This window comes from Kitasatospora papulosa, assembly GCF_000717245.1.
Classification (GTDB): Bacteria; Actinomycetota; Actinomycetes; order Streptomycetales; family Streptomycetaceae; genus Streptomyces; species Streptomyces papulosus.
The window spans coordinates 309,273-321,988 of the sequence record NZ_JNYQ01000002.1 but is presented as its reverse complement, the minus strand read 5'-3'; the positions used below and the strand labels follow the sequence as shown (position 1 = coordinate 321,988).

At 69.6% G+C, this 12,716-nt stretch carries 9 protein-coding genes; 6 read left to right on the top strand and 3 right to left on the bottom strand.

Going from position 1 to position 12,716, the window contains the following annotated elements:
* Window positions 1–19: 19 nt before the first annotated feature.
* Complete coding sequence (locus tag IA22_RS0106920) at window positions 20–1,846, bottom strand: acyl-CoA dehydrogenase (protein ID WP_015577862.1); 1,827 nt, start codon at window positions 1,844–1,846, stop codon at window positions 20–22.
* A 171-nt stretch (window positions 1,847–2,017) separates the two neighbouring features.
* On the opposite strand from IA22_RS0106920, the gene IA22_RS0106915 reads away from it, so the two are divergent.
* From IA22_RS0106915 to IA22_RS0106905, 3 genes are all read left to right on the top strand, one after another.
* Complete coding sequence (locus IA22_RS0106915) at window positions 2,018–2,455, top strand: SseB family protein (protein WP_015577861.1); 438 nt, start codon at window positions 2,018–2,020, stop codon at window positions 2,453–2,455.
* A 149-nt stretch (window positions 2,456–2,604) separates the two neighbouring features.
* Complete coding sequence (locus tag IA22_RS0106910; protein WP_030123029.1) at window positions 2,605–3,561, top strand: pirin family protein; 957 nt, start codon at window positions 2,605–2,607, stop codon at window positions 3,559–3,561.
* An 89-nt stretch (window positions 3,562–3,650) separates the two neighbouring features.
* Window positions 3,651–4,727: an AI-2E family transporter gene (locus IA22_RS0106905; RefSeq protein ID WP_014155300.1), complete on the top strand. Its 1,077-nt coding sequence runs from the start codon at window positions 3,651–3,653 to the stop codon at window positions 4,725–4,727.
* Here the strand turns inward: IA22_RS0106905 and IA22_RS0106900 are convergent.
* Window positions 4,722–6,842: a SpoIIE family protein phosphatase gene (locus tag IA22_RS0106900; protein WP_014155301.1), complete on the bottom strand. Its 2,121-nt coding sequence runs from the start codon at window positions 6,840–6,842 to the stop codon at window positions 4,722–4,724. The two genes, IA22_RS0106905 and IA22_RS0106900, sit on opposite strands and share 6 nt — an antisense overlap.
* 185 nt (window positions 6,843–7,027) lie before the next feature.
* Between IA22_RS0106900 and aspS the strand changes: the two genes are divergently transcribed.
* From aspS to IA22_RS0106885, 3 genes are all read left to right on the top strand, one after another.
* The gene (aspS, locus tag IA22_RS0106895; RefSeq protein WP_014155302.1) at window positions 7,028–8,845 is read left to right on the top strand and encodes an aspartate--tRNA ligase; all 1,818 of its coding nucleotides are present in this window, start codon (window positions 7,028–7,030) and stop codon (window positions 8,843–8,845) included.
* Between the two features lie 182 nt (window positions 8,846–9,027).
* Window positions 9,028–9,957 carry an intradiol ring-cleavage dioxygenase gene (locus tag IA22_RS0106890; RefSeq protein WP_030123028.1) on the top strand — a complete coding sequence of 310 codons (930 nt, stop codon included), beginning with the start codon at window positions 9,028–9,030 and terminating at the stop codon, window positions 9,955–9,957.
* 228 nt (window positions 9,958–10,185) lie between these two features.
* Entirely contained in the window at window positions 10,186–10,947 is a 762-nt protein-coding gene (locus IA22_RS0106885) for a lipoprotein (protein WP_015577857.1), read from the top strand.
* Between the two features lie 82 nt (window positions 10,948–11,029).
* On the opposite strand, the gene metG is transcribed toward IA22_RS0106885, so the two are convergent.
* A complete protein-coding gene (gene metG / locus IA22_RS0106880) occupies window positions 11,030–12,643 on the bottom strand; it encodes a methionine--tRNA ligase (protein ID WP_014155305.1) in 1,614 nt (537 codons plus the stop codon).
* Between the last annotated feature and the right edge of the window lie 73 nt (window positions 12,644–12,716).

The window sequence follows — 12,716 nt, the reverse complement described above, 5'->3', positions numbered from 1 at the left end:
GCGAAGCGCGCGGAGGGGACTAGAACGCGGCCTCGTCCAGCTCCATCAGCGCGTTGTCGACGGTCTCGGCGAGCGCGCGCTCGGCGGAGACGCCCGGCAGGATGTTGGTGGCGAAGAACTTCGCCGCGGCGATCTTGCCCTGGTAGAAGGCGGCGTCCTTGGCGGAGGCGTTGCGCAGCTTCTCGGAGGCCACGACCGCGCCCTTGAGCAGGAGGTATCCGACGACGACGTCGCCGGAGGCCATCAGCAGGCGAGTCGTGTTGAGGCCGACCTTGTAGATGTTCTTGACGTCCTCACCGGTCGCGGTGAGGTCGGTGATCATCGTGCCGACGATCGCCTCCAGGTCCACGGCGGCCTTGGCGAGGTTGTCCAGCGAGCCGGACAGCTCCTCGTCGCCCTGGGCACCCGCGAGGAACTTCTTGATCTCCTCGGAGAGGGCGTTCAGCGAGGCGCCCTGGTCGCGGACGATCTTCCGGAAGAAGAAGTCCTGGCCCTGGATCGCCGTCGTGCCCTCGTACAGGGTGTCGATCTTGGCGTCACGGATGTACTGCTCGACCGGGTACTCCTGGAGGTAGCCGGAGCCGCCGAAGGTCTGGAGCGACTGCGCGAGCTGCTCGTAGGACTTCTCGGAGCCGTAGCCCTTCACGATCGGGAGCAGCAGGTCGTTGAGGCCGTTGAGCGCCTTGGCGTCCTCGCCCGCGGCCTCCTTCACCTGGATCGCGTCCTGGACGGAGGCGGTGTACAGCACCAGGGAGCGCATGCCCTCGGCGTACGCCTTCTGCGTCATGAGCGAGCGGCGCACGTCGGGGTGGTGCGTGATGGTGACCTTGGGGGCCGTCTTGTCCATGAACTGCGACAGGTCGGTGCCCTGGACGCGCTCCTTGGCGTACTCCAGCGCGTTGAGGTAGCCCGTGGAGAGCGCCGCGATGGCCTTCGTGCCGACCATCATGCGGGCGAACTCGATGATGCGGAACATCTGGCGGATGCCGTCGTGCTTGTCGCCGATCAGCCAGCCCTTGGCGGGGTGCTGGTCGCCGAAGGTCATCTCGCAGGTGTTCGAGGCCTTGAGGCCCATCTTGTGCTCGACGTTCGTGGCGTACACGCCGTTGCGCTCACCGAGCTCGCCGGTGGTCCAGTCGAAGTGGAACTTCGGGACCAGGAAGAGGGAGAGCCCCTTGGTGCCCGGGCCCGCGCCCTCGGGGCGTGCCAGGACGTAGTGGAGGATGTTCTCGGACATGTCGTGCTCGCCCGAGGTGATGAAGCGCTTCACACCCTCGATGTGCCAGGAGCCGTCCTCCTGCTCGACCGCCTTGGTGCGGCCGGCGCCCACGTCCGAGCCGGCGTCCGGCTCGGTGAGCACCATCGTCGAGCCCCACTGCTTCTCGACGGCGATCTCGGCGACCTTCTTCTGCGCCTCGTTGCCCTCGTCGAAGAGGATGCCGGCGAACGCGGGGCCGGAGGAGTACATCCAGACCGCCGGGTTGGAACCGAGCAGCAGCTCCGCGTAGCCCCAGATCAGGGAGCGCGGGGAGGTCGTGCCGCCGATCTCCTCGGGAAGGCCCAGACGCCAGTACTCGGAGTCCATGAACGCCTGGTACGACTTCTTGAAGGAGCCCGGGACGGGTGCGGTGTTCGTCTCGGGGTCGAAGACCGGCGGGTTGCGGTCGGCGTCGGCGTACGAGTCTGCGAGCTCGTTCTCGGCGAGGCGGGTGACCTCGTCCAGGATGCTCTTCGCGGTGTCGACGTCCATCTCCGCGAACGGACCGGTGCCGTACAGCTTGTCGCGCCCGAGCACCTCGAAGAGGTTGAACTCGATGTCGCGGAGATTCGACTTGTAGTGCCCCATGGGAAGGCTCCGTAATCAATAGCAGTGGCGCGCAGCGCCCCGTGGAGGAGTGAGGGTCGGGCGGCGGACGGCCTGGCGTAGGTGTAACACCTGGCCCGTACGATGATGCTACCCGTCAGTAATAAGGCGCAACCCCTCAAGCCGGAGATGTGTCCGATTACTCTTTGGGGCATGTATGGCTACGACCAGAACCCGGGCGCACAGCAGCAGATGGGCGGCTACGGCGAGCAGCCGTTGTACCCCGAGCCCTCGCCGCCGTCCCTGGCCGACGCGGTACGGGCCTTCACGACCGGATCACTGTCCGCGGAGGACTTCCAGCAGATCTTCGCCACGGCGAAGGTCTACTGCCCGCGCGGTGACAACCCGGGCTTCCTGGCGCTCCACAACACGCAGCAGCCGGTGATCCCCATGTTCAGCACGCTGAAGGAGCTCCGGCGGTACGCGGGCAAGGAGTCCAAGTACTTCGTGATCACCGGTGCCGAGGTGATCGACCTGCTGCCGACCGGCTACGGCTTCGTCCTGGACATGGAGGGGGACCACCGCATGGTCTTCGACGCCAAGGCCGTCGAGCAGATGGTGGACTTCGCGATGCGCCGTATGTACGGCTGACGGCGTACACGAGCCCGATCACACCCGAGGACCCGCACCGGACCGGTGCGGGTCCTCGTTGCTGTGCGGCGGGCGGGAATGAATGCCGCCTTGCGAGATGTTCACCGTTCAACTAAATTGGGATCAGAAGACTCCCGGAGGTGGCTCCCATGCCCGCAGTGACCGTCGAAAACCCGCTGACCCTGCCCAAGGTCGCCGCCCCGGCCGATGCCGTGGCCCGCCCCGTGCTGACCGTCACGACCGCGCCCAGCGGTTTCGAGGGGGAGGGGTTCCCGGTGCGGCGCGCCTTCGCCGGGATCAACTACCGGCACCTCGACCCGTTCATCATGATGGACCAGATGGGTGAGGTGGAGTACGCCGCCGGCGAGCCGAAGGGAACCCCCTGGCACCCGCACCGCGGCTTCGAGACCGTCACGTACATCATCGACGGGAGCTTCATCCACCAGGACAGCCACGGCGGTGGCGGAGCCATCGAGAACGGCGACACCCAGTGGATGACGGCGGGCTCCGGACTCCTCCACATCGAGACGCCGCCCGAGGCGCTCGTCATGTCCGGAGGGCTCTTCCACGGCCTCCAGCTCTGGGTGAACCTGCCCAAGGCCGACAAGATGATGGCGCCCCGCTACCAGGACATCCGCGGCGGCCAGGTCCAGCTCCTCGCCTCCCCGGACGGCGGCGCGCTGCTCCGCGTCATCGCCGGTGAACTGGACGGACACGAGGGCCCGGGCATCACGCACACCCCGATCACCATGGTCCACGCCACGGTCCGGCCGGGTGCCGAGGTGACGCTGCCCTGGCGCGAGGACTTCAACGGCCTCGCGTACGTCCTCGCCGGACGCGGCAGCGTCGGCGCGGAGCGCCGCCCCGTCCACACCGGCCAGACCGCCGTCTTCGGCAAGGGGTCCTCGCTGACCGTCCGCGCCGACGAGTCGCAGGACGGCAACACGCCCGACCTGGAGGTCGTGCTGCTCGGCGGACGGCCGATCCGTGAGCCGATGGCGCACTACGGGCCGTTCGTGATGAACACCCAGGACGAGCTCAAGCAGGCCTTCGAGGACTTCCAGGCCGGCCGTCTCGGCAAGGTCCCGGCCGTCCACGGCATGTGACCGGCCCCGCGCGACGTACGGGTGACGGACCGTCACCCGTACGCCCGCGCGGAAGGGACACCGCTCCCGGCCCGTGATCGGGTGGGAGCGTGTCTACCCGGAAGCCCCTCCTGCCCGACGTCGCGCGGCGGACGGCCGCCTGGTGCGGCGTCCTGCTCCTGGTCGCAGGGGTCGGGGCGGTGGCCGTCTGGCTGAGCGTGACGCTCAAGACGGCGGTGACCCCGGTCCTGCTGGCGCTTCTCGGCACCGCGCTGCTCGGCCCCGTCCAGCGCTGGCTGACGGCCCACGGCGTGAACCGGTCGGTGGCCGCCGGACTCACGTGTGCCGCGCTCGTCGCGGTGGTCGGGGGCGCCGGGTACATCGTCGTCACCGCGCTCGTCGACAGCGGCGACCAGATCGTGCAGTCGCTCAAGGACGCCGCTCAGTGGGTCATCGACCACTTCGACATCGAGGGCGTGGCGAACGTCGACGACCTGGCGGACAACGCCAAGGGTCTCGTCGAGAAGTTCGGCGCGAGCGCGGCGGGCGGACTGCTCAGCGGGATCAGCCTCATCGGGTCGCTCGTGACCACCAGTGTCCTGGCGCTCCTGCTGACCTTCTTCTTCCTCCGCGACTCCGACCGTGCCGCGCACCTCGCCCACAGCGTCGCTCCCCGAGGCACCGGTGACCTCGTCGAGGCGATGGGCCGGAGGGCTTTCGAAGCCGTCGAGGGGTTCATGCGCGGCACCACCTTCATCGCCCTGATCGACGCGCTGTGCATCACGGTGGGCCTGCTGATCCTGCGGGTGCCGGGCGCGGCGGGGCTGGGCGCCCTGGTGTTCGTCGGCGCCTACATCCCCTATCTGGGGGCCTTCATCTCCGGCGCCGTCGCCGTGCTGGTCGCGCTCGCGGACCGGGGCATCGTGATCGCCCTCTGGGTGCTGGGTGTGGTGGTCGCCGTGCAGGTGCTGGAGGGCCATGTGCTCCAGCCCGTCATCCAGAGCCGGACCGTCCAGATGCACCCCGCCATGATCATGATCGCGCTGACCGCGGGGGCGAGCGTCGCGGGGCTGCTGGGCATGCTGCTGGCGGTGCCCCTGTGCGCCGCCGCGGTCGGCGTGATCGGTGAGCTGCGCAAGGGGTACGCGGCCGGCGGTGAAGGGCCGGAGGTCAGCGATCGCTCATGATCCGCCGGCGGCCAGTTCCGCCGGCTCCGCCGACTCGTACAGCTCGAACCAGATCGACTTCCCCTCGCCCCTCGGGTCCACCCCCCAGGCGTCGGCGAGCATCTCCATCAGCATCAGCCCGCGGCCGCTGGACGCCATCTCCCCCGGACGCCGCGTGTGCGGCAGCTCGTCGCTGGCGTCGGCCACCTCGACGCGCAGCCGCCGCTCGCCCGGCTCACCCGTCACCTCCGCCACGAGCAGTGCGTCCCCGTCCGTGTGGACGAGCACGTTCGTGGCCATCTCGGAGACCATCAGCTCGGCCGAGTCGACCTGTTCCGTGTCCGCCCAGTCGTGCAGCAGCTCCCGCAGCTGCCGGCGGGCGACCGCGATCCGCTCGGGCTCCGCCTGGGCGACGGTCATCGCCGAGCGCCGTGAGGGGGCCCTGCGCGCACGCGCACCCTCGCGGCGCAGCACCAGCACCGCGATGTCGTCCTCGCGGCGGTCCACCAGCGGTCCGGTCGTGTAGTGGGAGCCCGGGCCGTGCACGGCCTGGACGAGGGCCTCGGCGAGCTCCTCCAGATCGTCGACGGGCTTCTCCAGGACGGGCCTGAGCCTGGTCCACCCGGTCGCCATGTCGTGTCCGCCGGTCTCGATGAGCCCGTCCGTGCACAGCATGATCGTCTCGCCCGGCCCCAGGACGACACGGGTGGTCGGGTAGTCGGCGTCCTTCTCGACGCCCAGCGGCAGGCCTCCGGCGGTCTGCCGGATCACCGCGGTGCCGTCGACGCTGATCACCACCGGGTCGGGGTGCCCCGCCCGGGCGACGTCGAGGGTGCCGGCCTCGGGGTCGGCCTCCGCGTACAGGCAGGTCGCGAAGCGCGTCGCGTCGGACCGGTCCTCGCCGTCGGTGAGGTCGTACGACTCCGTCAGGCCGGACAGGAAGCGTGAGGCCCGGGAGAGCACCGCGTCGGGGCGGTGCCCCTCGGAGGCGTACGCGCGCAGGGCGATCCGCAGCTGGCCCATCAGCCCCGCCGCCCGTACGTCGTGCCCCTGGACGTCTCCGATGACGAGGGCGATACGGCCGTTGGGGAGGGGGATCATGTCGTACCAGTCGCCGCCCACCTGGAGGCCCCCTCCCGTCGGGATGTAGCGCGCCGCGACCGACAGGCCGGGAACGCCCGGGCCGAGCGAGGGTCTCATCGCCCTCTGGAGGCCCAGCGACAGCTCGCGCTCGGTCTCGGCGGTGCCGGCGCGCGTCAGCGCCTGGGCCAGCATCCGCGCCACCGTGTTCAGCACGGACCGCTCGTCCGGCGAGAAGGCCACGGTGTGGCGGAACCCGGCCATCCAGGCGCCCATGGTGTGGCCCGAGGAGATGAGCGGCAGAAAGGCCCAGGACCGGCGGCCGAAGCCGCTGGCGAGGGGCCAGGTGGTGGGGAAGCGCCGCCGGTACTCCTCGGGTGACGCGAGGTAGATCGCCTGCCCGGTCCGGACGACCTCGGCGGCCGGGTAGTCGGTCTCCAGGAGCATGTCCGTGAACGGCTTCTCGTCGCCGATGTTGTGTCCGTGGTGGCCGATGACGGTCAGCCGTTCGCCCGAGACCCCGAAGACGGCCAGTCCGTCCGGCGAGAAGCCGGGCATGGACAGCGAGCCCGCGACCCGGAGCACTTCCTCCGTGGACCCCGCCTCGGCCAGCGCCCGTCCGGCGTCCAGCAGGAACGCCTCGCGCGACCGTCGCCAGTCGCCCGTGAGGGGGGTCTGCGCCGCCGCGGAGTCCGGGGGCGGGGCCACCTCCTGGAGGATGCCCATCAGGACGTACGTGTGACGGCCGGGGGTGTCCAGCGGAACCGGCTTGGACCGGGTGCGGACCGTGCGGACGACCTCTCCATCCTCGTCCAGGATGCGCATCCTGGCCTCGGCCAGTGTGCCCTCGGCGATCGCGAAGTTCACGATGCCGTCGATCTCGTTCCAGTCGGCGGGGTGGATGCGGTGGCGTACCTCCTCGCCGGAGCGGACGGTGGCCTCGGCGGGCAGCCCCACCAGCCGTGCCGCCTCCGCGTCGAACGCGACCGTGCCCGATGAGCTGTCCCAGCTCCACAGACCGGTCCCGATCGCGGCCAGGATCTCCTCGGTGCGCATTGCCCCACTTTAGGAAGAATGTTCACGCGATCGCCACCGAGGAGCGGCTGCCCGGCAGCGAGCGCGGTGGCCCGCCAGGCGCGTCCCGTACAGCCGTGCGGCGACAATGCCAATGAAGCGGTGCGTCCACGGGCGGTAGCCTGGGGTGTCAATCCACCCCGACCGCGAAGACTGGATGAACGACGATGCATCGGTACAGGTCCCACACCTGCGGCGAGCTCCGCGCCTCTGACGTCGGCACCGACGTCCGGCTGAGCGGCTGGCTGCACAATCGCCGAGACCTGGGCGGCATCCTCTTCATCGATCTGCGTGACCACTACGGTCTCGTGCAGCTCGTCGCCCGCCCCGGCACCCCCGGCAACGACGCCCTGGCGAAGCTGACCAAGGAGACCGTCGTCCGGATCGACGGAAAGGTCTCCGCGCGCGGCGCCGACAACGTCAACCCGGAGCTCCCGACCGGTGAGATCGAGATCGAGGTCACCGAGGTCGAGGTGCTGGGCGAGGCCGGCCCGCTGCCCTTCACGATCAACACCGAGGACGGGGTCAACGAGGAGCGGCGTCTGGAGTACCGCTTCCTCGACCTGCGCCGTGAGCGCATGCACCGCAACATCATGTTGCGCTCGGCCGTGATCGCGTCCATCCGCTCCAAGATGGTCGCCCTCGGCTTCAACGAGATGGCGACGCCGATCCTCACCGCGACCTCCCCCGAGGGCGCCCGTGACTTCGTGGTCCCGTCCCGGCTGAACCCGGGCAAGTTCTACGCCCTCCCGCAGGCGCCCCAGCAGTTCAAGCAGCTGCTGATGATCTCCGGCTTCGACCGGTACTTCCAGATCGCGCCCTGCTTCCGTGACGAGGACGCCCGCGCCGACCGTTCGCCGGGCGAGTTCTACCAGCTCGACGTCGAGATGTCGTTCGTCGAGCAGGAGGACGTCTTCCAGCCGATCGAGAAGCTCATGACCGAACTGTTCGAGGAGTTCGGCAACGGCCGCCACGTAACCTCGCCGTTCCCGCGCATCCCGTTCCGCGAGTCGATGCTGAAGTACGGCAACGACAAGCCGGACCTCCGGGCCAAGCTGGAGCTCGTCGACATCTCCGACATCTTCGCCGACTCCGGCTTCAAGGCGTTCGCGGGCAAGCACGTCCGCGCCCTGCCGGTGCCGGACACCGCGGGTCAGTCCCGGAAGTTCTTCGACGGCCTCGGCGAGTACGCCGTCGAGCACGGCGCCAAGGGCCTCGCCTGGGTCCGCGTCGGCGAGGACGGCACGCTGGCGGGCCCGATCGCCAAGTTCCTCACCGAGGCGGACGTCAAGACGCTCACCGAGCGGCTCTCCCTCGTTCCCGGCCACGCCGTCTTCTTCGGCGCGGGCGAGTTCGACGAGGTCTCCAAGATCATGTCCGCCGTCCGTGTCGAGGCAGCGAAGCGTGCCGGGCACTTCGAGGAGGGCGTCTTCCGGTTCTGCTGGGTCGTCGACTTCCCGATGTACGAGAAGGACGAGGAGACGGGCCGTATCGACTTCTCGCACAACCCCTTCTCGATGCCGCAGGGCGGCCTGGAGGACCTGGAGACGAAGGACCCGCTGGACATCCTGGCCTGGCAGTACGACATCGTCTGCAACGGCATCGAGCTGTCCTCCGGCGCCATCCGCAACCACGAGCCCGAGCTGATGATCAAGGCCTTCGAGATCGCCGGCTACGACCGCGAGACCGTCGAGCACGAGTTCGCGGGCATGCTCCGCGCCTTCCGCCTCGGCGCCCCGCCGCACGGTGGCATCGCCCCGGGCGTCGACCGCATCGTGATGCTGCTCGCCGACGAGCCGAACATCCGCGAGACGATCGCCTTCCCGCTCAACGGCAACGCCCAGGACCTGATGATGGGTGCCCCGACCGTGCTGGACGAGACGCGGCTGCGCGAGCTGAACATCCAGCTCCGTAAGCCCGCCGCCTCGGCCAAGGAGAAGGCCGAGGCCAAGGACTCCGTGGCGAGGGACACCGGCGCGAAGTAGGCGTCGGCGGTTCCGCTCCGGTTCCACGTGAAACAGTCCCCGGCCAACCGGCCGGGGACTGTTTCACGTCGTGCCTCCGGTGCCGGCCGTCCCCCGGTCCTGTCCGTGGTCACGGCACGCGCACAGGAACACACAGCCGACGCCCATGTTCCTGCCAGCCGGGCTGCCTAGTCTCCCGGTCCATGACAGAGAATCAGGGACCCGCACACAAGAAGGACATGACCCGGCGCAGGGTGATCATGGCCGGCGGAGCGGTCGTGGCCGCGGCCGGAGTCGGCGCCGGTGTCGTCGCGACCGCCTCGGCCGGTGAGGAGAAGGGCGCCGCCTCCGGCGCGAAGGCCGGACAGGGCGAGGTGTGTTACCGGCTGACCTCGGAGACCACCGAGGGCCCGTACTACATCGACGCCGACAAGATCCGGAAGGACATCACCGAGGACAAGGAGGGCATCCCCCTGACCCTCCGCCTCAAGGTGGTCGACTCCGACACCTGCAAGCCGCTGAGGAAGGCGGCCGTCGACATCTGGCACTGCGACGCGCTGGGGATCTACTCCGGCTACGAGAGCATGAGCCAGGGCGGCCCCGGCGGCGGCGCCCCGCCGAGTGGTGCCCCCACCGACGCCCCCACCGACGCACCGACCGGGACGCCCACCGGGACGCCCCCGTCCGGAGGCCCGGGCGGTGGCGGCGGACACAGCGAGCCCACCGACGACGAGCGCTACCTGCGGGGTACCCAGCTCACCGACCGGCACGGCTTCGTGGAGTTCACGACGATCTTCCCGGGCTGGTACCAGGGCCGTGCCGTGCACATCCACACCAAGGTGCACGTCGGCGGCACGATGACCGACGCCGGGTACGAGGGCGGCCACACCTGCCACACCGGTCAGTTCTTCTTCGCCGAGTCCGCGGTCCTCGACTCGGCGAAGGAGGAGCCGTACTCGACGAGCACCACCACCCGGACGACCCTGACCGAGGACACCATCTACGACCGGAGCGGCGTGGCGGGCGGGCTGCTGAAACTCTCGTACCGCAAGGGCGGGATGGTGCGCGGCGTGACCGGTTCGATCACGATGGGCGTCGACCCCGACGAGACCCACGACGGCACCGACCTCTAGCACCCCCGGGGCCGGCGGCGTCGTCCACGGAACGCCGGTGAGGAGCCCGGACCGCGACTGTTCCGGGCTCTTTGGCCCGCGTACGGGTGGACCATGTGGAACTTCCCGGACCTCGGGTACCCGAACCGGGTACATCCGCATGGCCCCGGCTCCGATTCGGTGCCGCCGGGCCCGGCAAGGACGGGCACGGGAAGTGCCCGTCCGCCCCTCACCGAGGAGTTCCGCACCGTGTCCGTCCCGCGCCGCCCTCATGTTCTGCTCGTCGTCATGTTCCTGCTGGTCATCGGCTGTTCCGCCGGAGCGGTGCGGAGCTCCGACCCCGAGGCGCCCGGCGGGGCCGCCGGGCCCGGCTCCGAGACCGGGCGGACCCTTTCCGCGGAGCCGTCCCGCAGCCCGGCGGAGATTCCGGACCTGGGGCCCGAGACACGGGCGCACATCCCCGCCACGGCCCGCCAGGCCCTGGTGGTGACCGGGCAGGGCCCTGACTCCAACCGCTCCGAGGCCGTGCTCTACAGCCTCGACGACCCGGCTCTCGGCTGGAGACCCGCGGCGGGGCCCTGGCCCGCCCACAACGGCAAGGAGGGCTGGACGGACCGTCACCTCGCCGACGACCTCAGATCGCCGGTGGGGGTCTTCGGCCTCACGGACGCGGGCGGCCGACTGCCCGACCCGGGTGCCCTGCTCCCGTACGACGAGGAGGCCCGCTTCGCGGTGAGCGGTGAGGGCTTCCTCGGAGAGCCCCTGGAAGGGTCCTTCGACTACGTCGTGGCGATCAACTACAACCGCACCCCCGGCACGTCCCCGCTGGACCGCGAACGGCCCCTCGGTGAGGAGAGGGGCGGCGGCATCTGGGTCCATGTGGACCACGGCGGCCCCACCCAGGGCTGTGTCTCGCTGACCGAGGACAGGATGCGGGAGCTCCTGCTCCTCCTGGACCCCGCGAAGTCCCCCGTGATCGTGATGGGGGACGCCGCGTCGCTGGCCGGATGACGCGGACGCCCTGGCGCACGACGCACAGGAGCCCGGGCCCCGAACACGTCTGGGACCCGGGCTCCTGCGTCGCGTACGCCGCTTACGCGGGCTTCTCCTCGAGGCGCGGGAACAGCACCGCGCCCTTCGTCACCGTCGCGCCCGCGGGCAGCTGCCCCCAGCGGCCCGCGTCCTGGACCCGCTGGTCGGCCAGGGCGCCCAGGGACGCCTCGGCGCCCAGGGAGTCCCACAGCTTCTGCGAGGTGTCCGGCATCACGGAGTTCAGCAGGACCGCGACACCGCGCAGCGACTCGGCCGCCGTGTACAGGATGGCCGCGAGACGGGCCTGGCCCTCCGGCGAGGTGTCCTTGGCGACCTTCCAGGGCTCCTGCTCGGTGATGTAGCCGTTGACCTGCTTCACGAAGTCGAAGATCGCCAGGATGCCGCCCTGGAAGTCCAGCTCCTCGCCGATCCTCGCGTCCGCCGTGGCGACCGCGCGGGCCAGCCCTTCCTGGACCGCGCGCTCGGCGTCACCGGCGGCCGTGGCCTCCGGGAGGGCGCCGTCGAAGTACTTGCCGACCATGGCCGCGACGCGCGAGGCGAGGTTGCCGTAGTCGTTGGCCAGCTCGGAGGTGTAGCGGGCGCTGAAGTCCTCCCAGGAGAAGGAGCCGTCGCTGCCGTACGCGATGGCCCGCAGGAAGTACCAGCGGTAGGCGTCCACGCCGAAGTGCGAGGTCAGGTCCTGCGGCTTGATGCCCGTCAGGTTCGACTTCGACATCTTCTCGCCGCCGACCATCAGCCAGCCGTTGGCGACGACCTTGCCGGGCAGCGGAAGACCCTGCGCCATCAGCATGGCCGGCCAGATGACCGAGTGGAAGCGCAGGATGTCCTTGCCGATCAGGTGGACGTTCGCCGGGAAGGTGCCGTCGAACTTCTCCTGGTTGGCTCCGTAGCCGACCGCCGTGGCGTAGTTGAGCAGGGCGTCGATCCACACGTAGATCACGTGCTTCGGGTCCCACGGGACCGGGACTCCCCAGTCGAAGGTGGAGCGCGAGATCGACAGGTCCTGGAGACCCTGCTTGACGAAGTTCACGATCTCGTTGCGGGCGGACTCGGGCTGGATGAAGTCCGGGTTGGCCGCGTAGAACTCCATGAGCTTCGGGCCGTACTCGCTCAGCTTGAAGAAGTAGTTCTCCTCCTTGAGGAGCTCCACCGGCTTCTTGTGGATCGGGCACAGCTTCGTGCCGTCCTCGGCCTCGATCAGGTCCCCGGGGAGCTTGTACTCCTCGCAGCCCACGCAGTACGGGCCTTCGTACCCGCCCTTGTAGATCTGGTCCTTGTCGAACAGGTCCTGCACGAACTCCTGCACACGGTCCGTGTGGCGCTTCTCCGTCGTACGGATGAAGTCGTCGTTCGCGATGTTCAGGTGCTCCCAGAGGGGCTTCCAGGCCTCCTCGACGAGCTTGTCGCACCAGGCCTGGGGGGTGACGTTGTTCGCCTCGGCCGTGCGCATGATCTTCTGACCGTGCTCGTCCGTGCCGGTGAGGTACCACACCTTCTCGCCGCGCTGGCGGTGCCAGCGGGTGAGCACGTCGCCTGCGACGGTCGTGTAGGCGTGGCCCAGGTGAGGAGCGTCGTTGACGTAGTAGATGGGGGTCGATACGTAGAAACTGTTCACGCCGTCGCCCCCTTGCTTCTCGGATCCAGTGGCCGCCATGGTCGAAATCCTAACGGCCCGTGGAAGATCCACTCACATCGATGACGGCCGCCCGGGACGCGGAGAGCTTTGC